This is a genomic window from Streptomyces sp. NPDC059994, from assembly GCF_042737755.1.
Classification (GTDB): Bacteria; Actinomycetota; Actinomycetes; order Streptomycetales; family Streptomycetaceae; genus Streptomyces.
Genome location: NZ_JBHWUR010000001.1, coordinates 18100 through 44021, shown reverse-complemented (window position 1 = coordinate 44021; position 25922 = coordinate 18100). Strand labels below are relative to the sequence as shown.

21 protein-coding genes and 1 pseudogene are annotated in these 25922 nt (G+C 74.2%); 14 read left to right on the top strand and 8 right to left on the bottom strand.

The features are described 5' to 3' along the window. Window positions 1–26: 26 nt before the first annotated feature. Complete coding sequence (locus tag ACFWA7_RS00195) at window positions 27–1031, top strand: helix-turn-helix domain-containing protein (protein WP_385536425.1); 1005 nt, start codon at window positions 27–29, stop codon at window positions 1029–1031. A 156-nt stretch (window positions 1032–1187) separates the two neighbouring features. Here the strand turns inward: ACFWA7_RS00195 and ACFWA7_RS00190 are convergent. Beyond that, window positions 1188–1400: pseudogene (locus ACFWA7_RS00190) on the bottom strand (MFS transporter); the annotation flags it as partial. A gap of 325 nt (window positions 1401–1725) precedes the next feature. Between ACFWA7_RS00190 and ACFWA7_RS00185 the strand changes: the two are divergent. Further along, the gene (locus ACFWA7_RS00185; protein WP_385819861.1) at window positions 1726–2778 is read left to right on the top strand and encodes a hypothetical protein; all 1053 of its coding nucleotides are present in this window, start codon (window positions 1726–1728) and stop codon (window positions 2776–2778) included. Between the two features lie 53 nt (window positions 2779–2831). Here the strand turns inward: ACFWA7_RS00185 and ACFWA7_RS00180 are convergent, their stop codons facing one another. Both ACFWA7_RS00180 and ACFWA7_RS00175 read right to left on the bottom strand, forming a co-directional pair. Then, window positions 2832–4343, bottom strand: a complete 1512-nt coding sequence (locus ACFWA7_RS00180; protein WP_385536431.1) for an alpha/beta hydrolase — start codon at window positions 4341–4343, stop codon at window positions 2832–2834. 204 nt (window positions 4344–4547) lie between these two features. Further along, on the bottom strand, window positions 4548–5369 hold the full coding sequence (locus ACFWA7_RS00175; protein WP_385536433.1) for a maleylpyruvate isomerase family mycothiol-dependent enzyme: 822 nt from the start codon (window positions 5367–5369) through the stop codon (window positions 4548–4550). A 155-nt stretch (window positions 5370–5524) separates the two neighbouring features. Here ACFWA7_RS00175 and ACFWA7_RS00170 point away from each other — a divergent pair, with 155 nt between their 5' ends. The 3 genes from ACFWA7_RS00170 to ACFWA7_RS00160 all read left to right on the top strand — a co-directional run bounded on the left by ACFWA7_RS00170 (window position 5525) and on the right by ACFWA7_RS00160 (window position 9630). Continuing rightward, the gene (locus tag ACFWA7_RS00170; protein ID WP_385536435.1) at window positions 5525–6901 is read left to right on the top strand and encodes an amidase; all 1377 of its coding nucleotides are present in this window, start codon (window positions 5525–5527) and stop codon (window positions 6899–6901) included. Window positions 6902–6931: 30 nt separating this feature from the next. Next, window positions 6932–7996, top strand: coding sequence for an SDR family NAD(P)-dependent oxidoreductase (locus ACFWA7_RS00165; RefSeq protein ID WP_385536437.1), 1065 nt, complete (start codon window positions 6932–6934; stop codon window positions 7994–7996). A gap of 242 nt (window positions 7997–8238) precedes the next feature. Beyond that, the gene (locus ACFWA7_RS00160; RefSeq protein WP_385536439.1) at window positions 8239–9630 is read left to right on the top strand and encodes a hypothetical protein; all 1392 of its coding nucleotides are present in this window, start codon (window positions 8239–8241) and stop codon (window positions 9628–9630) included. Between the two features lie 280 nt (window positions 9631–9910). Here ACFWA7_RS00160 and ACFWA7_RS00155 read toward each other — a convergent pair whose 3' ends face one another. Then, on the bottom strand, window positions 9911–10237 hold the full coding sequence (locus ACFWA7_RS00155) for a cupin domain-containing protein (protein WP_385543660.1): 327 nt from the start codon (window positions 10235–10237) through the stop codon (window positions 9911–9913). 71 nt (window positions 10238–10308) lie between these two features. On the opposite strand from ACFWA7_RS00155, the gene ACFWA7_RS00150 reads away from it, so the two are divergent. The 4 genes from ACFWA7_RS00150 (at window position 10309) to ACFWA7_RS00135 (ending at window position 16063) form a co-directional block, all read left to right on the top strand. Next, window positions 10309–11292, top strand: a complete 984-nt coding sequence (locus tag ACFWA7_RS00150) for a GlxA family transcriptional regulator (RefSeq protein WP_385543664.1) — start codon at window positions 10309–10311, stop codon at window positions 11290–11292. Window positions 11293–11487: 195 nt separating this feature from the next. Next, a complete protein-coding gene (locus ACFWA7_RS00145; RefSeq protein ID WP_385820164.1) occupies window positions 11488–13692 on the top strand; it encodes a SpoIIE family protein phosphatase in 2205 nt (734 codons plus the stop codon). A gap of 155 nt (window positions 13693–13847) precedes the next feature. Beyond that, on the top strand, window positions 13848–14717 hold the full coding sequence (locus ACFWA7_RS00140) for an AAA family ATPase (protein WP_385819859.1): 870 nt from the start codon (window positions 13848–13850) through the stop codon (window positions 14715–14717). Beyond that, window positions 14714–16063 (top strand): VWA domain-containing protein, encoded by a 1350-nt coding sequence (locus ACFWA7_RS00135; protein ID WP_385819857.1) that lies wholly within the window; start codon window positions 14714–14716, stop codon window positions 16061–16063. Before ACFWA7_RS00140 ends, ACFWA7_RS00135 begins: the two co-directional genes overlap by 4 nt. 18 nt (window positions 16064–16081) lie before the next feature. Here ACFWA7_RS00135 and ACFWA7_RS00130 read toward each other — a convergent pair whose 3' ends face one another. Continuing rightward, window positions 16082–17464: an FAD-binding oxidoreductase gene (locus ACFWA7_RS00130; protein ID WP_385543672.1), complete on the bottom strand. Its 1383-nt coding sequence runs from the start codon at window positions 17462–17464 to the stop codon at window positions 16082–16084. A 234-nt stretch (window positions 17465–17698) separates the two neighbouring features. Between ACFWA7_RS00130 and ACFWA7_RS00125 the strand changes: the two genes are divergently transcribed. Then, a complete protein-coding gene (locus ACFWA7_RS00125) occupies window positions 17699–18817 on the top strand; it encodes a sulfite oxidase (protein ID WP_385543675.1) in 1119 nt (372 codons plus the stop codon). Window positions 18818–18835: 18 nt separating this feature from the next. On the opposite strand, the gene ACFWA7_RS00120 is transcribed toward ACFWA7_RS00125, so the two are convergent. The 3 genes from ACFWA7_RS00120 to ACFWA7_RS00110 form a co-directional block, all read right to left on the bottom strand. Next, complete coding sequence (locus ACFWA7_RS00120) at window positions 18836–19498, bottom strand: DUF4232 domain-containing protein (RefSeq protein WP_385819855.1); 663 nt, start codon at window positions 19496–19498, stop codon at window positions 18836–18838. Between the two features lie 100 nt (window positions 19499–19598). Continuing rightward, complete coding sequence (locus ACFWA7_RS00115; protein ID WP_385819853.1) at window positions 19599–20513, bottom strand: hypothetical protein; 915 nt, start codon at window positions 20511–20513, stop codon at window positions 19599–19601. Between the two features lie 113 nt (window positions 20514–20626). Next, complete coding sequence (locus ACFWA7_RS00110; protein WP_385819851.1) at window positions 20627–21943, bottom strand: helix-turn-helix domain-containing protein; 1317 nt, start codon at window positions 21941–21943, stop codon at window positions 20627–20629. Between the two features lie 227 nt (window positions 21944–22170). Between ACFWA7_RS00110 and ACFWA7_RS00105 the strand changes: the two genes are divergently transcribed. The 4 genes from ACFWA7_RS00105 (at window position 22171) to ACFWA7_RS00090 (ending at window position 25787) form a co-directional block, all read left to right on the top strand. Further along, window positions 22171–23217 (top strand): nitronate monooxygenase, encoded by a 1047-nt coding sequence (locus tag ACFWA7_RS00105; protein ID WP_385543687.1) that lies wholly within the window; start codon window positions 22171–22173, stop codon window positions 23215–23217. A 99-nt stretch (window positions 23218–23316) separates the two neighbouring features. Beyond that, window positions 23317–24261, top strand: coding sequence for an ABC transporter ATP-binding protein (locus ACFWA7_RS00100; RefSeq protein WP_385819849.1), 945 nt, complete (start codon window positions 23317–23319; stop codon window positions 24259–24261). After that, the gene (locus tag ACFWA7_RS00095) at window positions 24258–25244 is read left to right on the top strand and encodes an ABC transporter permease subunit (RefSeq protein ID WP_385543693.1); all 987 of its coding nucleotides are present in this window, start codon (window positions 24258–24260) and stop codon (window positions 25242–25244) included. Before ACFWA7_RS00100 ends, ACFWA7_RS00095 begins: the two co-directional genes overlap by 4 nt. 132 nt (window positions 25245–25376) lie before the next feature. Continuing rightward, window positions 25377–25787, top strand: a complete 411-nt coding sequence (locus ACFWA7_RS00090; protein ID WP_385543696.1) for a GntR family transcriptional regulator — start codon at window positions 25377–25379, stop codon at window positions 25785–25787. The last annotated feature ends 135 nt before the right edge of the window (window positions 25788–25922 follow it).

Here is a 25922-nt window from a genome sequence, read left to right as displayed (position 1 = left end):
GCCCCCGCGAGTGCTAGAAATCGCATATGCCGCAAGATTCCTCGCACGGGCCCCGCGCGTCTCACACCCACCGGGTCGTCGTGATCGTCGACGAGAACTCCAACCCCTTCGAGCTGGCCTGTGTCACCGAGGTGTTCGGCCTGCGCAGGCCCGAACTCGGCCGTGATCTCTACGACTTCGCCCTGTGCGCCCCCGAGCCGTACACCCTGATGCGGGACGGGTTCTTCACGCTCACGGGCGTCGCCGCACTGGACGCGGCCGACACCGCGGACACCCTGATCGTGCCCAACCGGCCGGACACCGACGTGCCCCGGCGCCCCGCGGTCCTCGACGCCGTACGACGTGCGCACGCACGCGGCGCACGCCTGGTGGGGATGTGCAGCGGCGCCTTCACCCTGGCCGAGGCCGGGGTGCTCGACGGGCGCCGCGCCACCGCGCACTGGCAGTGGGCCGACTCGTTCCGGGCCCGCTTCCCCTCGGTCGACCTGCGGCCGGACGTGCTGTTCGTGGACGACGGCGACATCCTCACCTCCGCCGGCAGCGCCGCCGCCCTCGACCTCGGACTGCACCTGGTCCGCCGCGACCACGGCGCAGAGGTGGCCAACTCGGTGAGCCGAAGGCTGGTCTTCGCCGCCCACCGGGACGGCGGGCAGCGGCAGTTCGTGGAGCGGCCCGTCCCCGACACCCCGGACGAGTCGCTGGCGCCGGTGCTCGCCTGGGTCCAGGAGCGGCTCGGCGAACCCCTCACCGTGGCCGACATCGCCACCCGCGCGGCCGTCAGCCCCGCCACCCTGCACCGCCGCTTCCGTGTCCAGCTCGGCACCACCCCGCTGGCCTGGCTCACCGGCGAGCGGGTCGCCCTCGCCTGCCGTCTCATCGAACGCGGTGAACCGCGGCTCGACGTGGTCGCCCGCCGCAGCGGCCTGGGCACCGCCGCCAACCTGCGCGCCCGACTGCGCCGCGAGACGGGCCTGAGCCCCTCGGCGTACCGGCGGCGCTTCGGCCCGGAACCGACGCTCGCGCCACGGTGACCGCGAGCGGGACGGGGCCGCCGGAGGCGGGGAGGTGGAGGCGGGGAGGTGGAGGCGGGGAGGTGGAGGCGGGGAGGTGGAGGCGGGGAGGTGGAGGCGGGGAGGTGGAGGCGGTGCGCCGCAGGCCGGGCCGCGGCCGCAAGGCGAACGCGCGGCTCAGACCGCCGGCCACTTCGCCGTCACGATCACCACCGTGGCGAGGGCGGCCACCGTGCCGCCCGGAGCCATGACCACCGACGGGGTGGCGTGGTCCACGGCCGCGCCACCGGCCAGTGCCCCGAGGGAGATCGTCGCCTGGAACGACGCCGTGAAGGGCACCGCCGCGGCCTCCGGCGCGTGCGGCGCAGCCCGGGCGAACCACACCTGCGCCGGGTCCGTCGAGGTCGGGAGGGTGGTGGCTGTCGTCATGTGGAGGCGGTCCCGTCCCCTAGCCGGTGTACGTCGTTCGCCGACGCCACAGTCCAGCAGCCGCCCCGGGCTCGGGTCCGGCGACTTTGCGACGACTTTCCGACGACAAGGCCGGGGTGGCCGCGGCGGCCAACGGTGTGCGGGGGCGGGGATCGGGCGCATACGGAGTAGCCGCCCGCACATGTGCGCCGCCAGCGTGCGCGCCTGACGGATAGTGGGTGCACCCCGAAGGCCCCGAGGCGATCCGCACATGGTGCGTCACACGCCGTGCGTCAGAGGAGCGGTCATGGCCCGTCGTCCCCCGATCCACCAGCAGCGGCCGGAGCCCATCGGACGCCGTGCGCTGCTCCTGGGCACGGCCGCCTGGTGCGCCTGCGCCGTGGGCTGCTCGGACGGTACGAAGACGCCGAAGGCCACCGGCTCTCCGGCGGGTTCCGGGACAGGGCGACCAATCACCTCGGCTCCAACTCCGGTACCCAGTAAGGGAACAGGGGCGTCCCTGCCCTCGCCCATCCCCTGGCGGCCGGGTCCCAGCGAGGTCACCCCCGCGGCCAAGACCGCCGCCGTCCGCCTCGTCGAAGCGCTCGGGACCTGGCGGGCCGGACAGGGCGATGTACGCGGGGCGGCGGCCCGGGCCGCCGCCCTCGGCATCCCCGCCGCGTCGGCCGCGAAACTCGCCGCCGGGGCCGGGCCGCTGACGCCTTCGGCGGACGAGGCGGTGGTCCACGTGATCGACGCCCAGTACGGCGGGATCCTGTCCGACTCCGCGAGCGTGCTGGTCGTGTGCGAACAGAGCACACGGACCGGCGGGGCCGTCCGCAGCGGTGGAACCACCGTCGACGTGCGGCTCAGCCGCACCTCGAAGGGCTGGCGGGTCACCTCGCTGCACCCCGCGGACCCGGGCCCCGCGGGGCCCCTCGGCGCGTCGGCGAAGGCGGTGCTCGCCCAGCCCCGGATCGAGCTGCCGCCCGCCTCGGCCGCCGACGTGCGCAGCGGGAAGGTGCACGAGAGCGTGCTGCGGGCGATGCTGCGGCTCGCGGGCGACTACCGGATGTCGGTGAGCGTCGTCCGCTCGGGGCACCCGCTCGACGTGTTCGGCACCGACCGCCCCAGCGACCATCCGCCCGGGCGGGCCTTCGACGTCTGGCGCATCGACGGGCACCCGGTGGTCGACCCGGCGACCTCACGCGGGCTGATCACCGGTTTCATGCGCGCCGCGGCCGCGACGGGCTCGTACAACGTCGGCGGCCCGGTCCAGTTGTCGGGCGGCGCGACCGCGAACCAGTTCTTCTCCGACGCCACCCACCACGACCACGTACACATCGGGTTCAGGGCCTGAGCCCCCGGTGCCCCAAGGGCTCAGTATCCCGCGGCCTCGGCCCCCACCGGGGTTCAGCTCGCGCAGTACGTGTCCCGCTGCGGACGCACGCCCGTGGTGAGGAACGTGGTGACCGCGCGGTCGCCGCACGCGTTGCCGTTGTGCAGGTACATGCCGTGGCCGCCGTGGTCGACCGTGACCAGGCGGGCCCGGTCGCCCCACGCCGCACGCATCTTCAGAGCGCCGAAGTACGGCGTCGAGGGGTCCCGCAGGCCCTGGATCATCAGGATGTCGGACGGGCCCTCGTCGGTGAGCCGGACCGGCTTCTCGGCCGGCGCGTCCTTCATGAAGGTGCAGGGCAGAACGTTGACGGGGCTGCCCGCCGTGAGCGGGTGGCGGATCCGGTCGGCCGCGACGGCACGCTCGTACGAGGGGACCGACTTCGGCCAGCTCACGTCGTTGCAGAGCACTCCCACGACGGCCGCGGCCTCCTGGTCGCTCATCGGCTCGGCGAGCGGGCCGGGCAGGACCGGGGTCGCCTTCGGGTCCTGGGCCGCCTTGATGAGCTGCGCCAGCATGGGGAAGGTGCCGTCCGAGTAGAGGGCCATCTGGAGCGCCTGGCGCAGTTGGTTGCCGGTGAGCCGGACACCTTCCTTGGCCGTCTTCCTCGGCTCCGCGTCGAGCTTGGCCGCCAGGGCGATGAACAACGGCCGTACGTCCTCGGCGCGTTCGGCCAGCCGCAGACCCTTGGCCTCCCGGGCCGGGTCCGAGGCCCAGGCCGCGAAGTCCGGGAAGCGGATGTCCGCCGCCGGCGCCATGTTCGCCAGCCAGCCGCGCTCGACGCGCCCCGGGTCGGGGTCGCCGCTGCTGTCGAGCACCCAGCGGTCGGTGTGCTGCGGGAACAGCTGCGCGTACACCGCTCCCACATAGGTCCCGTACGAGACGCCGTACGCCGACAGCTTGCGCTCGCCGAGCGCCTGGCGGAAGCGGTCGATGTCGCGGGCCTCGTTGCGGGAGGTGAAGCTGCGCAGCTCCGGGCCGCCGTTGCGCGCGCAGGCCTCGGCGATGCGGCGGGACCTGGCGACGTTCTCGCTGATGTCGCCGCCGGGTCCCGGCCACGACCGGACGTTCACCATCATGCGGTCGTCGTCGGAGAGTTCACAGCTCGCCGTGGTGCTGGCGCCCACGCCGCGCGGGTCGAAACTGACGATGTCGTAGGCGCCGCCGGTCTCCTTGCGCAGCGCGTCCCCCTGCTCCGCCAACTGCTTCAGCCCGGATCCTCCCGGCCCGCCGGGGATCGCGAGGAGCACCCCGCGCCGCTTGTCCGGGTTCTCGCTGCGCAGCCGGGAGACGGCGATCGTGAGGCTCGGGCCGTGCGGGTCGCCGTAGTCGCGCGGCACGGGCAGCCGGGCACACTCCCGCCCGGTCGCGGCGCCGCCGTCGGCGCAGGGCTTCCAGTCGAGCACGGGCGCCTCGGCACCGGCGGAACGCGCCTGGGCCGCCGGTACGGCGGTGGCGGTCAGGGCCGTGGTGGCGGCCGCGAGGGAGAGGGCGATCGCGAGGCCTCGGTGGCGGTAAGTCGTCATGGGACAAGGGTGGTTGAGCGGGACGCGTGAGCCCATCCGGCAGGCAGCACGGCGGGGGTAGGGCTAGCCCCCCAGCGGCCCGCAGGGGCCGCGTCACATGGTGTGCTTGTGGAGCGCCCCAAGGTAGAACAGACTCCTGTTCAGGGCGGATGTTCAGGGCGGACTCGGGGCCGGGCCGTGGGCACGGGCCTCGCCGCCCGGTATTCAGGGCGCCGTGAACAAGGTGGGAAAGCGCGGTGCCAGCCAGGGTTTGCGGCCCCACGCCAGGACGCGGCCCCGGGCGATGGCCGCGCGGGGCTCGACGCGGCCGAGGGCCATCAGCAGGAACGTGACGGGCTCGATGCGGATGGTGCAGTCCGGGCGGCCCGGCGGCCGCTCCCCGACGGTGGCCGCACCCTCGGTGAACTCCACGCCGAACCGGGCGCCGCCCCACAGACGGACGGTGTACCGCGCGTTGCACCCCTTCGCGGCACCCGCGTCGACCACCCGTGGCATCGCCGCGACCATGAACGGCAGGGTCAGCTCGACGCGCCGCCGGTCGAGCATGTGCGGGCGGCCCACCGCGCGGGCGATGTCGTAGCCGTGGCCGAGCATATGTGTGAGCAGATACGCGCCCAGGGTCGGCAGGTCCATGGTGCCCATCGGGGTGACCAGCGGCCCGGCTCCCCGTTGGCCGGCCGCCTCGGCCGCGTCCAGACAGGCCGTCGCCTGGGCCACGATCATCGCGGCCAGCGGCTCGGCCGCCCGTTCGCCGAACTCGGCGAGGGCGCGCGCGTTGGCCGCCGCGATGCTCCCCGGCGTGCCGTCCCCGTGGACGCGGCCGCCTCCCGCCGCGATCTCGGCCATCAGCTGGTTGGCCTGCGCCAGGTGCGCGGCCGTCTCCCCCAGCGTCCACTGGAGACCCGGTACGGGCACGCTCGTGTCGCGGGCCCCGCGCAACAGCAGGGCGATGTCCTCGGCGGTGCCGCGTATCGCGTCGCCGAGCCCCGGCGGCAGGGGGTTCCCACTCGGCTGGTGTGCGCTCATGGCGCCGGAGCCTGCCCCAGCCCGTGCCGTGTGTCCAGGGCCGGGCGGGGCCGATCACGGTGGCGAAGATCCACGGGTATCGACAGGAGACGCGCTGGTCGTCCACAGTGGCCTCTCGTCCGTCGTGACCGAGCCAGCAGCGCCGAGGAGCCACCGTGACCAAGTGGGCAGGCCGGACCGCCACCGAGATAGCCGAGGCCGTGCGGCAGAAGGTGGTCACACCCCGCGAGGTGGTCGCCGACCACCTGGCCGCGATCGCCGCGCGGAACGGGCGGGTCGGCGCGTTCCGCGTGGTGCGCGCCACCGCCGCCTTGGCGGAGGCGGACGCGGTCGGGGCGCGGACGGACCTGTCCCGGCTGCCGCTCGCCGGGGTTCCCGTGGCCGTCAAGGACAACCTGCCCGTACGCGGCGAGTCGACCCGCAACGGCTCCGCGGCCACCCCGGCGACCCTCGCGGCCGAGGACCACGTCACCGTCGCCCGGCTGCGGGCGGCGGGCGCGGTGGTGGTGGGGCTCACCCACGTACCGGAGTTGTGCGTCTTCGGGACCACGGACGGGGTGCACGGCATCGCCCGCAACCCCTGGGATCCGTCGCGTACGGCGGGCGGCTCCTCCGGGGGCAGCGCGGCCGCGGTCGCGGCGGGTCTGGTGCCGCTCGCGCTCGGCAACGACGGCATGGGTTCCCTGCGGATCCCGGCCGCGCACTGCGGTCTGATCGGCCTCAAGCCGGGCACCGGGCGCGTGCCCTCCGGCCTGGGCGGTGCCTGGTTCGGGATGTCGGAGAACGGCCCGCTGGCGACGACGGCGGCCGACGCACGGCTGATGTTCTCGGTGCTCGCGGGCGAGATGCGGCCCGGCGCCGACGAGCCGGCCGATCCGCCGCGCGCCCTCAGGATCGCGGTTTCCACGCGCAGCCCGATCGCCGGAGTGCGCGTCGGCGGCGCGTACGCCTCGCTCGCCCGCCAGGCGGCCCGGGCGCTCGTGGAGGCCGGGCACCGGGTGTCGGCCGCCCATCCGCCCTATCCCCTCACCTTCGGCACGGTCATCCTGGCCCGCTGGACGGGAGGCACCGCGCAGGACGCCGAGGGGCTCGACCCGCGCCTGCTCACCCCGCGCACCCGGCGGCACGCGGCGATCGGGCGGGCCGCCGGGCGGCTCGGGATGCTGCGCGCGGATCACCGGGGCGCGCTCAACAAGCGGCTCGCGCCCTTCTTCGAGGAGTACGACGTCCTGCTCACGCCCGCCCTGGCCCGTCGCGGCCCGGCGGCCGACGCCTGGCACGAGCGCGGCTGGCTGGCCAACGTCCTGGTCAACACGGCCTGTTCCCCGATGACACCACCGTGGAACCTCTCCGGCCATCCCGCCCTCGCGATGCCGTTCGGCTCGCTGCCGACGGGCCTGCCCGGCTCCGTCCAGCTCGTCGGCCGCCCCGGCTCGGAGCATCAACTCATCGGTGTCGTAGAGCAGTTGGAGCGGGCGCGCCCCTGGAAGCGCATCGCGCCCGCTCCACCCGTCAGGGCCGTGCTTGACTGAGAGCGCACTCCAATTCGTAGCTTCTCCGGCATGACAACGCGCACGACATCTGACACGACCGACACGACTCGCACGACCACTCCTCAGCACAGGATCGGATCCGGGCACGGACCCCGCAGCACCGCACAGGAGGTGCTGGAGGGCATCGACCTCACGGGGAAGCTCGCCCTCGTCACCGGCGGCTACTCGGGCCTCGGCCTGGAGACGACCCGGGCGCTGGCGGCCGCCGGGGCCCATGTGGTGGTGCCCGCACGGCGGCGCGCCGCCGCCCAGGAGGCACTGGCGGGCCTCACCGGCGCCGACGGCGGTGTCGGGCCCGGCGTCGAGGTCGACACCCTGGACCTCTCCGACCTCGACAGCGTCCGCGCCTTCGCCGACCGCTTCCTCGCGTCGGGCCGGGGCATCGACATCATGGTGAACAACGCCGGGGTGATGGCCTGCCCCGAAACCCGGGTCGGGCCGGGCTGGGAGGCGCAGTTCGCGACCAACCACCTCGGCCACTTCGCCCTGGTCAACCACCTCTGGCCGGCGCTGGCGGCGGGCGGGGCGCGGGTGGTGGCGGTGTCCTCGCGGGGCCACCAGCTCTCCGGCATCCGCTGGGACGACGTGCACTTCGCCCGGGGCTACGACAAGTGGCTGGCGTACGGGCAGGCCAAGACGGCCAACGTGCTCTTCGCCGTCCACCTCGACGCCTTGGGACGGGACGCGGGGGTGCGGGCGTTCGCGCTGCACCCCGGCGAGATCCTGACGCCCCTGACGCGCCACGTCTCGCGCGAGGAGATGCTCGACGCGGGGTGGGTCGACGAGGAGGGCAACGTGGCCGACTCGTTCAAGACGCCGGAGCAGGGTGCGGCCACCCAGGCCTGGGCGGCGTCCTCGCCCCGACTGGCGGGCCTGGGCGGTGTCTACTGCGAGGACTGCGACATCGCGGAGCCCGCGGGCCCGGGTGACGACGGCCCCGCCGACGGCGAAGTGCCGCGCGGTGAACTCACCACCGGTGTCAGCGCGCACGCGACGGACCCCGCGCAGGCCGCACGGCTGTGGCGGCTCTCCGCCGAGCTGACCGGGGTCGACGCGTTCGCCGAGAACGCCTGACGCAGGAGTGGGGGCGGTTGGGGGTTGCTCCCGGCACCCCGAACCGCCCCACCGGCGTATACACCGCCCCCACCCCACGGGAACGCCGCTCCCACCCACCTAAATGAAGCTTCAACCGTCCTGTGCCACACGCGAGTTGGCGGGCAGTCAAGGTGACTGGCACCGGGCGCACATGGCATGATCGGCCTTCGCGTTACTCCCGAGTAACGACCCCCCTCCTCCCATCCGAAGGTCACATCCACGTGCGCACGTTCACCACACGCCTCCTGGTGCCCGGCCTGGCCGCCCTGGCCCTCGCCGCCACCGGCTGCTCCTCGACCGGGCACAGCAGTGCGGCGCAGCCGGGCAGCACCGCCACCACCGCGGCGGCCGCCGACGACACGCAGCAGCTCGACGTGGCCGCGGCGCCGCAGGAGGCGTCCGCGCCGACGGCCGTGGCCCGCACCCGTACGGGCAAGGGCCGGCCGGAGAAGTCCTCGCTGAAGGTCGCCTCCTACGACAAGGCGAGCCGACGGGCCGTCATATCCACCGCCCCGCAGCGGCACACCGCCGCGCCCAGCCACTCCCCCGCGCCCGACAAGCCCGTCGCGGTCGGCGATGTCATCGCCAGCGCTCCGGCGCCGGGCGCCCCCAACGGACTGCTCGCCAAGGTCACCGAGGTCGTCGGGAAGACCGGGAGCGGCACCGAGGTGAAGACCGCGTCCACGACGCTGGCCTCGGTCCTCAAGGACGACAAGGCCGACGGCAAGGTCCCGGTCGACCCGTCCTCGGTCAAGGTCGAGCCCCTGATGAAGGGCGTCACCTTCTCCTGGGCCAAGGGCAAGGGCCTCACGTTCGGGCCCAAGGGCGCCAAGCTGCCCCTCGGCAATCTGCGCCTGGACGTGAACGCCGCGGTGGACACCGCCAAGGACGCCCCGGCCTCGGCCGGCGCCTCGGTCTCCGGCTTCGTCCAGCTCGCCCCCGAGGTGGAGTTCTCGTACGACGGCAGCTCCGGCGGCTTCGGACCGCGCTCCGCGTTCCTCGGCATGAGCGGCGACTGGTCCTCGCAGTGGGCGCTCAAGGGCCGCGCCGCCGCGAGCACCGGCGCACCCAAGCGCATTCCCTTCGCCAAGCTGCACAGCGCGCCCGTCATCCAGGTCGGGCCGGTCCCCGTCGTCGTCAACCTCGACCTGACCTGCTACGTCCAGGTCGAGGCCGACGGCCATGTCACGCTCGACGTCCAGCAGGACGTCAAGGGCGACTTCCGCGTCGGCGGCAGCTACACGTCCGGCAAGGGCTGGACCCCGGTCAGCACCTCCGCCGTGCACAGCTCGCCGGTGACGGCCACCGTCACCGCGGCCGGGCGCGTCAAGGGCGCCCTCGGCGCCGAGGCCTCCGTCGGTCTGTACGGGGCCGTCGGCGTCAGCGCCGACTTCGCCCCCTATCTGCGCGGCGAGGCCGACGCCAAGGCGACCGCGTCCACCGACGGCAAGGCGTCCGTCTCCGGTGCCTGGGCCGTCTACGGCGGCCTCGACCTGAGCGGCCAGCTCCACTTCCAGCTGTCTCTGTTCGGCACGCCGGTCATCGAGCGCCGCATCCCGCTCGGCGCCCTCCACCGCGAGTGGCCGCTGGCGAGCGGGCACGCGGAGAGCTAGGGCCTGTCCCCGCCCCCGAAGAGGCGTGAGTGGGGGGGGAGGCGGGGGGGCCGCCGGCCCCCCCCAGTGTGAACACCCCCGGCGGGCGGGGGGGGAGTGAGCCCAGAGGACGCGCCACCCCCCCCCCCCCGCGCGCGGCGGGCACCCCCGGGTGGGGCCGGGGGCGTGGGGGCCGGCGTCGAGCTTGGGCCTGACCCCCCCCCCCATGGGGGGTGTGGGGGCGGGAGGGGGGGGCCCCTCCGGCCCCACTCGTGTGTACACGCCCGGGGCGCGCGGAGTGTCAGAGCACCGTGATGCCGAGCATCCGCGCGCCGCTCTCGCTGCGCGGCCGGTGGCGGCTGCCGGGCGCGAACACCACGTAGGTACCGGCGCCGTGGCGCTCCTCCCCCTCGATCACCTCCCCGCTGAGCACGAAGTAGCGCTCCTCGGTGGCGTGGACGTCGATCTCGGGCCACTCGCTGCCCGGCGCGAAGTCGATCAGCCAGCCGCGCGCGTGCCCGGTGATGCCCACCCTGCGGCGCACGATGCCGGGGGCGACGTCGATCGGCTCCACCTCCTCGACGCGCACGACGGTCTTCAGCGGTCCTGTTCCGGTGATCTCGCTCATGGCACCACTGTGGATCACATCGGATCCTCTCCCCGAGAGTCCGGAAAGACATCTGCGGGTACATTCCTGCCATGGACCGTCACCGTGTCGTGGCCCTGATCAACCCACCGCAGTCGCCCTTCGAACTCGCCTGCGCCGCCGAGGTCTTCGGCGCCGTACGCCCGGATCTCCCCGACGCGTACACCTTCGAGGTGTGCACCGAGCGGCCCGGGCCGGTACCGGCCACCGTCGGCTGCCCGATGCTCGTCGAGGCCGGGATCGGCGCGCTGGAGACGGCGGACACCGTGGTCGTGCCGGGCTGGCAGCCGGTCGGCGGGGCCGTGCCGGAGGCCGTCCTGGAGGCCCTGCGGGCCGCCCACCGGCGCGGCGCCCGGATCGTGTCCATCTGCACGGGCGCCTTCGTCCTCGCCCGCGCCGGGCTGCTCGACGGCCGCCGCGCCACCACCCACTGGCGCCGCACCGACCAGCTCGCCACCGAGCATCCCGAGGTCGAGGTGGACCCGGACGTCCTGTACGTCGACCACGGCGACGTGGCGACCAGCGCCGGGAGCGGGGCCGGGATCGATCTGTGCCTGCACCTCGTGCGGACCGACCACGGCGCGGCCCACGCCGCCCGGATCGCCCGCAGCATGGTCCTGCCGCCGCACCGCGAGGGCAGCCAACTCCAGTACGCGGCCCCGCCCGTGCCCGCCCGGGCCGCCGACGAGTCACTGGCGCCACTGCTCGAATGGGCCGACGCACGCCTGCACACCCCGCTCACCCTCGACCGGCTCGCCGCACACGCGGGGCTCTCCGGCCGCACCCTCGCCCGGCGCTTCAACGGCCAGCTCGGCGTCAGCCCCGGCCAGTGGCTGCTGCGCCGCCGCATCGACGCGGCGCGGGTCCTCCTGGAGGAGACCGGCCTGCCGGTCGAGGCCATCGCCACGCGCGTCGGCCTCGCCTCCGCCGTCAACCTCCGCCGCCGCTTCCGCACCGCGCTCGGGACGACACCGGGCGCCTACCGCCGTACGTTCGGGGAGTCACCGGGCGGATCCTCGGCCCGTGCCGCCCCCTGAACCCGGGGCCTCTCGGCTCCGGCCACCCGGGCGCCGCCCACGAGGTGCGGGCCACCGGCCCCGGGGCGCATTCTTGCTGTATCACCTACCGCGCGGCACGCGGACGAGGGCAGACCGATGACTGAGAGCGCCGAGAACCAGCACTGGGCGCCGGGAAGACTGACCGCACTGCTCACCGGGGCCGTGGCGGAGGCCATGCGCGCCGTCGGCGGCCACGTGGGAGGCGTGTACCTGCGGTCCAGCACACCCGGGCTGCTGCGGCTGGCCGTGCTCTCCGGACTGCCAGGACCGCTGTTCCGCCCCTGGTGGCGTATGCACGTGGACCGGCCGTTCCCGGTGGCCGACGCCCATCGCCTCGGCGTCGAGATCCAGCTCGCCGACCCCACCGAGACCATGCGCCGCTACCCCCAGCTGGCGGCCGGGCTGCCGTTCCGGTTCGGCTCGGTGTACGTGCCCGTGGTGGGGGCGTCGACGGCGTACGGAGTCCTCAGCGTGCTGCGCCCCGCGACACTGGACGCCTCCTCGGCGCCTCTGGACCGCGACCGCCTCACGGAGGCGGCACAGGCCCTGGGCGCCGCCCTCCACGAACTGGAGGCGGACGGCCCCGGGGTCGTCTGGGACGGCGAGCCGCTGTGCGTACAGCCCCCGGCCAACGGCGCTTCCCCGGGGCACGCGGGCCGCGGCACCCCCGGGGACGGCGCGGCCGATCTGCTCCCGGAGGGCGTGTTCACGCTGGACCGCCTCGGGCTGTTCAGCTACGTCAACCCGCGCGCCGCCCTGCTCCTCGGCCACCCGCCCAGCGAACTGCTCGGGCGGTCCCTGTGGCACGCGGTGCCGTGGCTGGAGCAGCCCACGTACGAGGACCATCTGCGCGGCGCGCTGCTGTCGAGGGACCCCGTGCACTTCCAGGTCAGACGCCCGCCGGCACCCGGTGAGGGGCCGGGGTCCGGGGAGCGGTACGGCGACCGGCTCTCGCTGTCCGTCTACCCGGGCCCGAACGGTCTGACGTTCACGGCGGTCCCGCTGGGCCGGGACGCCGGCGCCGCCAGGGCCGCCTCCCTCCCCGGCGGCACCGCCCTCGACGGGCAGGAGCGCGGCGGCCCGCCGTTCGGGCCGCTGACGGCCCCGGCGGCGCTCGCGGACGACCCGGCCGCCCCCGCCGCGGCGGCGAACGGGACGGAAGCCCTCTACCCGCCCGTCTTCCTCGCCCTGGCGCTGAGCGAGGCGGTCACCGCCCGCCAGGTCTCGGCCGTGGTGATGCAGGAACTGCTCCCGGCGTTCGGCGGCCGTCGCCTCGCCATCTATCTGCTCCAGGACCGCCACCTCTACCTCGCCTGGGAGAGCGGCTTCCCCAAAGGCTTCCTGGACCCCTTCGACGGGGTCGCGCTCGACGTACGGCTGCCCGGCGTCGAGACGCTCACCAGTGGCCGCCCGCTCTTCTTCGAGTCCATGCAGCAGCTCGCGGCGGCCTATCCCGGCATCGCCCTCGACGCCGAGGAGGGCGCCCGCGCCTTCCTGCCGCTGATCGCCTCCGGCCGGCCGGTCGGCTCCTGCATCCTCGGCTTCGACCGGCCGCGCGGCTTCAGCCCGCAGGAGCGCACGGTCCTCACCGCGCTCGCCGGGCTCATCGCCCAGGCCCTGGAGCGGGCCCAGCGCTACGACACGGAGGCCGCCCTCGCCCGCGGCCTCCAGGCGGCCCTGCTCCCCCACCGCCTTCCCGTACACCCCCGGGTGGAGACGGCGGGACGGTATCTGCCCGGCACCCAGGGCATGGACGTGGGCGGCGACTGGTACGACGTGGTCGAGGCCGGGGACGGGCTGGCCCTGGTCATCGGCGACGTCCAGGGACACGGCGTGCAGGCCGCGGCCACCATGGGTCAACTGCGCAGCGCGGTACGGGCCTTCGCGCTCGGCGGGCATCCGCCCGAGGAGGTCATGAGCGGCACCAACCGGCTGCTCATCGACCTCGACCCGGGCCAGTTCGCCAGCTGCTGCTACATCAGGCTCGACCCGCTCACCGGCGCCGCCCGGGCCGCCCGCGCCGGACACCCGCAGCCGCTGCTACGCCACCCCGACGGCCGTACCGAGGTCCTGGACCTGCCCGGCGGCGTGGTGCTCGGGGTGGCCCCGGACGCCGTGTACCCGGTGGTGGACCTGTGCCTGGAGCCGGGGGCGGTGCTCGCCCTGTACACCGACGGGCTGGTCGAGCGGCCGGGCAGCGACATCGACGAGGGCATCGAGCGGCTCCGCGCGGCCCTGTCCCGCGCCGCCACCCCCACCCGCCGCACCGGCCCCTCCCTGGGCGGCACCGCGGACCTGCTCATCGAGGAGGCCCGCCAGGCCACGGACCGCCCGGACGACATCGCGCTCCTGCTGACCACCCGCCGCGCCACGCACTGACGCCGGGCGCGGCCCCTTCCGGGCACCGTGACCTTCGCCGCAAACCGTGCCTCCCCGTTGTGGACCGGCCCGGGGAGCTGATCAAGTACGTACGACATCACGTACGAGCGCGCCGCGAAGCCGCTCCACCGCGCGCAAGACCAGGAGAACACCCCATGACGACCGGGTACTTCACGTCCGTGGACGATGTCTCCGCGCGCCTCGCCGAGACCGGCTATCTGGCGTCCCAGGCCGTCGCCACCACCGTCTTCCTCGCCGACCGGCTCGGCAAGCCGCTGCTCGTCGAGGGACCGGCGGGCGTCGGCAAGACGGAGCTGGCCAAGGCGGTCGCCCAGGTCGCGGGCGCCGAGCTCATCCGGCTCCAGTGCTACGAAGGCGTCGACGAGTCCCGCGCGCTGTACGAGTGGAACCACGCCAAGCAGCTGCTGCGCATCACCGCGGGCCGCGACGAGTCGTGGGACGAGACGCGCACGGACATCTTCGGCGAGGAGTTCCTGCTCTCCCGCCCCCTGCTCACGGCCATTCGCGGCAGCGACCCCAAGGTCCTCCTGATCGACGAGATCGACAAGGCGGACGTGGAGGTCGAGGGGCTGCTCCTGGAGATACTCAGCGACTTCCAGGTCACCGTGCCGGAGCTGGGCACGATCACGGCGACGCGCCGCCCGTTCGTGGTGCTCACCTCCAACGCGAGCCGCGAGCTCTCCGAGGCCCTGCGCCGCCGCTGCCTCTTCCTCCACATCGGCTTCCCCGAGGAGGAGTTGGAGCGCCGGATCGTACGGATGAAGGTGCCCGGGCTAGACGAGGCGCTCGCCGCGTCCGTGGTGCGGGTGGTCGGGGCGCTGCGGGCGATGGACCTGCGCAAGGCGCCCTCGGTCTCGGAGACGGTCGACTGGGCCCGTACGCTGCTGGCGCTCGGCGCCGCCACGCTCGACGAGAACGTCGTGCGCGACAGCCTCGGCGTCCTCCTCAAGCACCAGGACGACCTGCTGAAGGCCGCCGCCAAACTCGACCTGGACGCCGTGTGACCGCGCTCCCCGACCGCCTCACCGAGCTGGTCCGGACGCTGCGGACGCACGGGCTGCGGATCGGCCCGGGCGAGACCGTCGACGCCGCGGCCGCCCTGGAGGTGCTCGGCTTCGCCGACCGCGAGCGGATGCGGGAGGGGCTGGCCGCCGCGCTGCTCCACCACGAGGGACAGCGGGCGGTCTTCGACCCCGTCTTCGACCTGTACTTCCCGCTCCGCGTCGGCGCGCCGGCCACACCGGGCGGCGACACGGCGGACCTGCGCGAGCGGCTGGCCGCCGCGCTGGCCGCCAACGACCAGGCGGCGCTGGGCCAGTTGGCGGCCGAGGCCGTGGACAGCCTCGGCGGATACGGCGCCTCACCCGGCTCGGACGGCTTCTCCGCACACCAGACGCTCGACCGGCTGCGGCCCCAGACACTGCTCGCTCGGGTACGGGCCACACTCGCCCAGGGCGCCCGGGGCGCCGCCTTCACCGACCGGCTGACCGACGACGAGATCCGCCGCCGCATCCAGGGGTTCCGCGAGCGGGTGGGCACCGAGGCGCGCCGCCGGGTCGCGGAGCGGCGCGGCGCCGACGAGATCGCCCGCCGGGCCCTGCGGCCCACCGCCGACCGGGTCGACTTCCTCGTGGCGGGCCGCGCCCAACTCGACGAGCTGCGCAGGTCGGTGCATCCACTGGCGCGCAAACTGGCCACCCGGCTCGCGGCGCGGCGCCGACGCGCGGCCCGCGGGCGGATCGATCTGCGCCGCACCCTGCGCGGCTCGCTGTCGACCGGCGGCGTCCCCATGCGCCCGGTGCTGCGCCGCCGCCGTCCCGTACGCCCCGAGCTGGTGCTGCTCTGCGATGTGTCCGGCTCGGTCGCGGGCTTCGCCAACTTCACGATGCTGCTCGTCCAGGCGCTCCACGACCAGTTCAGCAAGGTGCGGGTGTTCGCGTTCGTCAACCGCGTGGACGAGGTCACCGGGCTGCTGCGCAAGGGTGCGGCGGACCCGGCGGGCCTCGGTGACCGCATCGCGGGCGAGGCGGCGGTGACCGGCTGGCACGGCAGCAGCGACTACGGCACCTCGCTCGGGGAGTTCGCCGAGCGCCATCTCGACGCGGTCGGCCCGCGCACCGCCGTCTTCGTCCTGGGGGATGCCCGCACCAACATGGCCGACCCGAACCTGCCCGCCCTGCGCCGCATCGCGGAGCGCGCCCGCCGGGTCTACTGGCTCAACCCCGAACCGGCGTCCCAGTGGTCGACCGGGGATTCGGCCGCGCTCGCCTACGCCCAACTGGTCGAGATGCACGTGTGCCGCAACGCGCACCAGCTCGGCGGCCTCGTCGCACGGCTGCTGCCGGTGTGACGGGCCGCCGGACAAGCCCTAACCGTGGGCGGGTTCGATGTTCTGGTTGGCGTGGAAGAGGTTGTGCGGGTCGTAGGCGCGCTTGACCGCGGCAAGGCGGTCGTACTGGTCGCGGTAGGTGGCCCTGACCCGCTCCTGGCCCTCGCCGACGCCGATGAAGTTCACGTAACTGCCGCCCATGGAGTGCGGCTGCAGCTCCTCCCAGTAGTCCACGCACCACTGCTTGACGGTCTCGGCGTTGGCCGGGTCGGGGTCGATGCCGCCGATGACCCCGGACCAGACGGCGTCCCGGTAGCCCCAGGCGGTGTCGCCCGGCTTGACCCGGTGGGCGGCGCCGTCGACCGGGTACAGGTGCATGGTGGAGAGGTCGGTGGGGATGCCCTCGGCGTACTTGGCGTGGACGTCGATGGCCCCGTCGGTGATGCGGTCGAAGAACGCGCCGCGCCAGTACCACTGCAGGCCCTTGGGGATCAGCTCGTCGAACATGCTCTGCACCATCGGGTACGGCATGGGCGCCGTGAAGTGGAAGGCGGGCGGGCCGGGTTCGCCGACCGGCTCGAAGACCTTCTCGGCCTCGTCCGGGTCGCCGGTCCAGCACCACACCACGCCGCACATCTTCTGCCCGTGGATCTCCTCCGGGAACGGCGGCCCCGGCGGGACGACGAGCACCGCGAAGAACCCGTTCAGGTCCTCGGGCGCCTGCGGCAGGAACTCGCGGTACCACCGCAGCACGTCACCGATGCGGTCGAGCGTCCAGAGGGTGACGCCGAGCACCACGGTGTGCACCGGGTGCAACGAGAAGGTGAAGGCGGTGACGACGCCGAAGTTCCCACCGCCGCCGCGCAGCGCCCAGAACAGGTCCGGGTGGCTGCGCTCGTTGGTGGTGACGAAGCTGCCGTCCGCGAGCACCACGTCGGCCGCCAGCAGGTTGTCGATGGTCAGGCCGTACTTGCGGGTCAGATGGCCGTGGCCGCCGCCGAGGGTCAGCCCGCCGACGCCGGTCGTCGACATGATGCCGGCCGGGGTGGCCAGGCCGAACGCGTGGGCGGCGTGGTCCAGGTCGCCCATCAGGGAGCCGCCGCCGACCTGGGCGATCTCCGCCGAGGGGTCGACGCGTGCCCAGCGCATGGGCGACAGGTCGAGGGTGACCCCGTCGTCCACCAGGCACAGGCCCGGGCCGCTGTGCCCGCCGCCGCGGACGGCGAGTTCGAGGCCGTGGTCGCGGACGAAGTCGACCGCGTCGATGACGTCGCCCGCGTCCGCGCACCGGACGACCGCGGCGGGCCGCCGGTCGATCATCGCGTTGTAGATCGTGCGGGCTTCGGTGTACTCCGGGTCCTGCGGGCCGATGACCGGACCGCGCAGTACGGTCCGCATCGCCTCCAGCGTCGTGCCGTCCATGGCGATCTCCTAGCAGCGGCACGGTACGGTCCGTGGACCCGCCCGGCCCTTCCCCTGCTGGGCCGCCGGTGGGTTCGTGCACGCCGGTGCCCCGGCGTCCCCACCGGTCTCGGCCGTGAACGGGCGCCACAGGGCTGACACCTCAAGCGTCTCGCCGCGAGCGGAGACTCGCAATCCCCGGCCCGCCCCGGCCCCGGAGATGACCGGGCCCGGTCGCGGGCGCACGATGGGTTCATGGACGGCCGTATCGGTGACATCAGTACGCCGGGGCGTCTGGCCGGCCCGGCGGAGGGCATCAGCCCCGAGGAACTCGCCCTGGCGGCCCGCAACCACGGGCTGCCCCTGGAGGCCCTGCGCTACGACGTCACCCCGCCCGGACTGCACTACGTACTGGTCCACTACGACATCCCGTACGCCGACGCGGACGACTGGGAGCTCACCGTAGGCGGCCGGGTGCGCACCGCGCTCACCCTGGACCTGGCGGCCCTGCGCGCCTTCCCGGCGGCCACACACCGGGTGACCATGGAGTGCGCGGGCAACGGCCGGGCCCGGCTCGCCCCGCGTCCCGTCAGCCAGCCGTGGCTGGTCGAGGGGGTGGGGACCGCGGAGTGGACCGGGGTGCCGCTGCGCACGCTGCTCGCCGAGGCGGGGGTGGAGCGGGACGCCGTCGAGGCGGTCTTCACCGGCGCGGACCACGGCGTCGAGCGCGGGGTGGAGCAGGACTACCAGCGCAGTCTGCCGGTGACGGACGCGGTCGGCCGGGATCCCGAGGTGCTGGTGGCGTACGAGATGAACGGCGCCCCGCTGCCGCCGCAGCACGGCCACCCGCTGCGGCTCGTGGTCCCCGGGTGGTACGGCATGGCGCACGTGAAGTGGCTGCGCGCCATCACGCTCACCGCGACCCCCTTCACCGGCTTCCAGCAGCAAGTCGCCTACCGCTACCGGCAGTCCGCCGACGATCCCGGTGATCCGGTCACCCTGATCGCCCCGCGCGCGCTGATGGTCCCGCCCGGCTTCCCGGACTTCATGTCCCGCACGCGGGTCGTACGCCCCGGCCGGATCCTGCTGGAGGGCCGGGCCTGGTCGGGGCGGGCGCCCGTCACCCGCGTCGAGGTGAGCACGGACGACGGGCACAGCTGGTACGAGGCCGAACTCGCCCCGGCGGACGGCCACGACTGGGCCTGGCGCCGCTGGCGGGCGCCCTGGACGGCCACCCCCGGCAGCCACGTCCTGAGCGTCCGCGCCACCGACGCCGAAGGCGCCACCCAGCCGCTCGCCCAGCCCTGGAACCGCGGCGGCTTCGCCAACAACGTCGTCCAGCGGGTCGGTGTGTTCTGCCCGCGGGACGGCTGAGCCGCAAGGCAGGTGCGCTCAGGAGGGCTTGGCGGCCGAGAGCGCCGTGACCTTCACGGTGTTGTCGCACTCGGCGATCACGCCGTCGTCCAGGGCGGTCTGATGACGCCCGGCACCCGGCACCCCGAGGACGAGCGTCGGGTACGAGACCGGCTCGGCACCGGACGCGCAGATCCCGTCGGCCTCGCCCTGGACCTGGACGAAGGTGAGCTTCGTCCAGGCGTGGGCGCCGGGGGCGAGCGTGACCGTGGAGGCGGTGCCGGTGTGGGTGGCGGCGAGGGGGACGTTGTGGTCCGGTGAGCCGTTGCCCGCGCCGCCCACGGTGACGAACCCCTTCACCGTGCAGGGGTGCGCGGAGGTGTTGGCGAACCCGACGACCGCCGCGCCCGTGCCCGTACCCGGCGGGCGGTTGGCCGCCTGGTGGGCCGGGGTGACCTTCAGGTCGCTGATCCCGCACTTGGGGGCCGCGTGCTTGGGCTTGGCGGTGCCCGCCGGGGCCGTGGGGGCCTTCGCGGTGGGTGCGGTGGTGTGCGGTGTGGCCTGGGCGCTCGGAATAACGGGGGACGCGGCCCCCGTGTCGGGCCCCTTGCCGCCGCCCGGCTCACAGCCGACCACCAGCACACCGGCCACCACGGCCGTCGCCGCCACCGTCATCGCCCGACGCATGTGTGAGTAGTCCATGACTCCCCCGAGGGTATGGCCGGTACACCCCGGCGCTCGCCGTACAACACACCGCGGCGGCCGCAATGGTTCACACGTATGGGCGGGTGTGGCACGACGGTTACAAACCACCGTCCAACACCGCCGAAAGCGGCACATCCGCCACCTCGGCGGCGGGACGCGACAGATACAGCGCGGTGTGGAAGCAGCCGTCGCTCTCCTTGCCCCGGGGGTCCTCACCGGCCGCGGTCACCGCGTCCACGGCGTAGCGCCGCTCCTGTTCATCGGTGAAGCGGCGCTGCGGGAAGGTGGGGGCGGTCAGCCTCTCGGTGACCAGGCCGTGGGCGGCCAGGCTGTGCGCGATGCCCCGGTAGGAGCCGGTGCGCAGCACGAACGCCGCCACCCACACGGGGCCCTCGATGCTCGCGAGGAGCGGTGCGAAGGTACGGGCGGAGAGGAAGCTGGCTCCGCCGGTGACGGTGATCAGGCGGGTGTGCCGTACGGCCCGGAGCAGCGCCCGGCTCGGCGGCGCCGCCTCCAGGTTCTCGGCGAAGCCCTCGTCGAGCAATCCGACCGCCTGCGCGTAGGAGACGGCGTGCCCGGCCATGTCGAGCCCGATGACGCGCGCCGCGTCGGGGCGGCGGTGGGCCGCGTAGAAGGAGCGGTCGCGCTGCTTCAGCTCGGCGGTGGTGAGTGCGGCGGTGCGCGCCGAGGCGTAGTGCTCGTACAAGTCCTCCAGGGTCAGGTCGTGGTGGAGGAGGGCGGCGTTGACGCCGTACGAACAGCAGAGGTCGAGCACGGTCGCCGGGCCCTGCTCGCGCCCGGCGGCCGTACGTGCGGCGAGCAGGCGCCGGAACACGCGCTGGGCGTGGTGGGGTGTCCGGTATCCCCAGGGGCGCAGCGCGCGGAAGTAGGCGCGCGGGTCCGGCTGGTCGTAGGCGTCGTCGAAGCGTGTCATCCCCTGGCTGCCGGAGTGCGCCGTACGCGACACGTCGTCCCCTGCGGGAACCTGGCCCTTCGGCTGTGCCTCGGTCATGACCGCCGCCCTTCCCCGCGCGCCGCCGTGGTGCGCCAAGCCATACGTAACGTGGCGCGCGGGCGGCGGGGAAGGGCGCGAATCCGCCAGGGCAGGCGCCGGTCTCCGCCGTGTCAGCGGAACGCCACCACCACCGCACCCCACTGGGCCGTCGTGGTGCCCGTCGCCGCGCACGACGGGTCCGCCGGGGCGACGCGGTAGGCGCCGGACAGACGGTAGGACGACAGCCTCAGCACGGGCAGCGCGCTCCACTCGGTCGAGTAGACGGGCGCGGTACCGCTGTTGGTGCCCACGGCGGCCACCACCAGGTCACCGGGCGCGCACTCCACCCTGCTGTGGCTGGTGGTGAAGGCGGTGCCACCGGCCTCGCCGTGGGCTTCCGCCCGGGCCACGACCGTGCTGACGCCCCGGAACTCGTCGACCGCGATGTGGTACTTGCTGGCGCTCGGGTACACCACCCGGATCGAGTCGGCGGTGGTGAGCGCGTGCACGTGGAAGCCTGCCAGGAGCAGGGTGCGGTGCCTGCGGGTGTCGGTGACCTCGCCCGCGACGCGGAACCGGTCCCCCTGGGTGTCGGTCACCGTGACGGGGCCGGGGCAGGTGCTGGTCAGCATGACGCTGACGATCAGCGCGTCCCCGCCGGTCACCGGAGAGGTCACCGGGAGGTCGACGTCCGTGTCGGAGAGGATCTGCGCGTCGGATGCGGGGCGGCCCACCCAGGCGGGGCGCGCCCGCACCACACGCGCCGGAGAACCGCTGGAGGGCGACCGACCGGGGTCGGCGGAGGCGGGCAGCCGGGGATCGGCCGAGACGGGCAGGCCGGGGTCGGCGCTCCGCGACGCGGTGGCGGGCGGACAGGTCTCGGCCTCCACGGGACCGCCCCCTCCCGGCGAACCGCCCGCCGAGCCGACGAGCCCGAACACGGCCACGGCCCCGAGCACGGCGCCGACCCCCAGCAGGCTGCCGTGCATCAGCGCACGGCGCCCGGGACGGATCCGCGCGCGGGGTACGGCGGACACCTCGGGCTCGGCCGCACCCGCTTGCTGAACCTCTCCTTCGGGGGGCTCGGCGGGCTGCTCTGCGGCCTCCGGTTCCGGTTCCCCGTCACCGCCCGCACTTTTGGCCGAATCGAGCCGGATGCGCGTCCACGCGTCCTTCCAACTCGCCAGCGCTTCTCCCCGTACGCCGAACGCCCGCAGCAGCGCCTGCACCCGGTCCCACGGCGGCAGCGACGGACGCTCGTCGTTCAGCGCATGGGCGATGGTCGTCCTCGGCAGCCCGGTGCGCCGCTGCAACTCGCGCAGGGACAGGCTCTCCACCGCCTTGAGCGCCCGCAGCGCCCCGACGAACTCCCCGACCGTGCCCAGCGCCCCCGGATCCGGCAGACCGCCGCCGTCCGGTCCCGGTCTGTCACTCTCGATGCTCGTCATGACTCCCCCATCGGCCTCGGACCCGCGGCCGGTTCGACCGCCGGGCGGCCGGATCGTACGCCGCGCGCCGCCACCGCCGATATGGATCAATCAGCCACGCCCCGCCGCCCCTTGGCGGACGCTGCCGCGAGGAAAACGAACGCCGACGCCCGTCCGTGCCCGGCGGAAACCCGGGCCCGGCATGATCGGAGCGACGACGCAGAAGACCCTCACCCTGGAGGACGACCATGCCGTTCCAGCCCGACCGACTCTCCGTTCCGCTCGTCCAGGCGCCGATGGCGGGCGGCGCCTCCACCCCCGAACTGGCCGCCGCCGTGAGCGAAGTGGGCGGACTCGGCTTCCTGGCCGCCGGATACCGCACCGCGCATGGCATGCGGGAGCAGATCGTCCGGACCCGGGAGCTGACGGGCGGCCCGTTCGGGGTCAACCTCTTCGTGCCGGGTCCCCCGGCCCCGTCGAGCGCCGAGGCGGTGGGCGCCTACCGTGCGGAGCTCCTCGCCGACGCCGCCGAGTACGGCATCACCCTGCCCGTGCCGACCGACGAGGGCGACGACGACGGGTGGGACGAGAAGCTCGACGTCCTGGTGCGCGAGTCCGTGCCGGTGGTGTCCTTCACCTTCGGGCTGCCCGACGCGTCCGTCGTCGAGGCGCTGCACCGGGCGGGCAGCCATCTGATCGGGACCGTCACCACCGTCGCCGAGGCGGAGGCGGCCGAGGCCCGCGGGGTGGACGCGCTCTGCCTCCAGGGCCCGGACGCGGGCGGCCACCGGGCCACCCACGACGCCCGGGCCGAGCCGTCGGACCTGCCGCTGCCCGACCTGCTGGCGGCCGTCCGTGAACGTGTGCGGATCCCCCTGATCGCGGCGGGCGGCCTCGGCACCGGGGAGGACATCGCCGCGGTGCTGGCGGCCGGCGCCGTCGCCGCGCAGCTCGGCACCGTATATCTGCGCACCCACGAGTCGGGGGCCTCGCGGACCCACCAGGACGCCCTGGTCGACCCGCGCTTCGACCGCACCGTGGTCACGCGCGCGTTCTCCGGACGGCCCGCGCGGGGCCTGCGCAACCGGTTCATCGACGCGCACGACGCGAGCGCCCCCGGCGCGTATCCGCAGGTGCACCACCTCACCAAGGGGCTGCGCGCCGCCGCGGCCAAGGCCGGGGACGCGGACCGGCTCCATCTGTGGGCGGGCAGCCGCTTCCGCCTCGCCCGGGCCGTACCGGCGGCCGCCCTCACCCGCGACCTGTGGGAGGCGACCCGGGCGGCCGCCATGTGATCCGCTCCCCCGTTGTCCGCGCACGTTTGACAGGTCCTCGTCGCGGACACCATGATTCCACTAGTCAACTAGTGGAATCATGGAAAGGGGGGGTGGCGCGTGCGCGACCTGACCGCTCCTGGCGCGGCCGACACCCGGTGGGCCCTGGAAGCACGTGGGCTGGGGAGGAAATACCGACGGGGCTGGGCCCTGCGGGACTGCACCTTCCGGATTCCGGCCGGGCGCATCTGCGGCCTCGTGGGACCCAACGGCGCCGGAAAGAGCACCCTGCTCAATCTGGCCACCCGGCTCGTCGAGCCGAGCGCCGGGGAGCTGCGGATCTTCGGCACCCCGGCCGACTCTCCCGCCGCCCTGCCCCGGTACGCGTATCTCGCCCAGGACAAGCCGATGTTCAAGCGGTTCACCGTGGCCGAGTCGCTGCGCCTGGGCCAGGAGCTCAACCCGGGCTGGGACCAGGCGGCGGCCGAGCGCATCGTGCACGCCGGGCGGATCCCGATGGACGCCCGGATCGGCACCCTGTCGGGCGGCCAGCGCACCCGCGTGGCCTTCGCGCTCGCCTTCGGCAAGCGGCCCGAACTGCTGCTCCTGGACGAGCCGATGGCCGATCTCGACCCGGTCGCCCGCGACGAGCTGAGCTCGCTGCTGATGTCCGAGGCCGTCGAGCGCGGCACCACGGTCCTGATGTCCTCCCACATGCTCAGCGAGCTTGAGCACATGTGCGACTACCTCCTCGTCCTCGCCGACGGCCGGGTCCGGATGGCCGGTGAGACCGACGAGCTGGTGCCGATGCACACCCTGGTCACGGGGGTCACCACGGACCAGGGCCTGCCCCTCGCGCTGAGCACCCACACGGTGATCGAATCCCGCACCGCGGGACGGCAGTTCACCGCGATGGTGCGCACCGAGGGCCCGCTGACCGGCGACTGGCAGCTCGCCGAGCCCAGCATGGAAGAGGTGCTGCTCGCCTACCTCCGCAACCCCGAGGCGCCCGCGCTGCTTTCCCCGGCCGCCGCTCCCGGCCACCAAGAGGAGTACGCCGTATGAGCACGCTCACCCGCCCCGCCGTCGCCGAAGAACCGGCCCGCACCAAGCCCAGGAGGCTGCGCGGACTGCTCTGGCTCGTGACACGCCAGCACCGGGCCGTCCTCTTCGCCTGCGCGGCGGCCATCGCCCTCGGCTCGGCCTGGATCATCTACCAGCGCGGAGTCATGCTGGACGACGCACACGCCGCCGGCTGGCCCTCCACCCCTGTCGACGAGATCGACGGCGCCCTGCGCCTGCGGCTGGAGAACAGCTTCGAGGGCATCGCGCGCTACGTGGGGTATCTCCCGCTGCTCTTCGGTGTCTTCCTCGGCGCCCCGCTCCTCGCCTCGGACCAGGAGAACGGCACGGCGCGGCTGGTCACCACCCAGTCGGTGCCCCGGACACACTGGCTGCTGTGGAAGCTCGGCTTCGCCGTGGTGCTCGTCGCGGTGACCACCGCGGTCCTGGGCACGCTGCTGACCTGGTACTGGCACGCCGCCCGGCCGTTCGTCTCCACCGACTGGCTCGACGCGTCGATCTTCGACAACACAGGCCCCGTACTGCTCACGACAGCGCTGTTCACCACCTCGCTCGGCATCGTCATCGGCGCACTGGTGCGCCGTGCGGTGACCGCGATGACGCTCACCTTCTTCGGCGCGTTCGCCTTCTCGGTGGCCTTCGACTACCTCAAGCCGCACCTCGCCACACCCCGGCGGGTCGCGTTCCCCCTGGACGGCGACCACCCGGCGGTGCTCAACGGCTCGGTCCAGGTGGACCAGTGGATCGGCACCGCCTCGGGCAAGCTGTACGGGTGGGGTACCTGCGTCAGTGACGCCGACTCCGATGCCTGCCGCGCCCGTAAGGGCATCGTCAACTCGGTGTGGGACTACTTCGGTTACGACCAGATGGCCACCTTGCAGTGGACCGCGGCCGCTCTGCTGGCCGTGGCGACCGGGGCCCTGCTCGCACTGGCCGTGTGGCGGACCCGCCGCCAGGCGTTCTAGGGCCTGTCCGGCCCGGGGCGGGAAACCGCCGGGCATAGGCTGTACGCCACCGTACGAAGGGTGGAGCACCCGGGTGTCGAGGCCCGGGACTCGCACCCACCGGACACCCACGACGCGAAGGAGGCAGGTGCGATGGTCGTGTTCCGCGTGGACCGCCGCAGCGGTCTGCCCGCCTACCTCCAGATCGTCCACCAGGTGGAGCAGGCGCTGCGCATGGGGGCGCTGGCCGAGGGCGACAAACTACCTACGGCGGCCCAGGTGGCGGCCACCACGAAGGTCAACCCCAACACCACTCTCAAGGCCTACCGCGAGCTGGAGCGCTCCGGGCTGGTCGAAGTGCGCCAGGGGGCGGGGACGTTCATCACCCGCTCGCTGGCCACCCCGCAGACCGCTCCGGAGTCACCGCTGCGCACCCGGCTCGGCGAGTGGCTGCGCGAGGCGCGGGCGGAGGGCCTGAGCGAACACGACGTCACGATGCTGTTCGACGCCCTGCTCACCGAAACCTTCCCGGCGGCGACGGCCACGCACACCCCCGCCCACTGAGCGCCGACCGGCCCCGAGGGCCGGTCGTCGAATTCCCGCCCGCCCCGCGACGCCCGGCACGCCGAGAGCACGCACCAGACGCCGCGGACCGCCCTTCGGGCGACGACGGGAATGTGACGACAGGCCCCAGGCCGA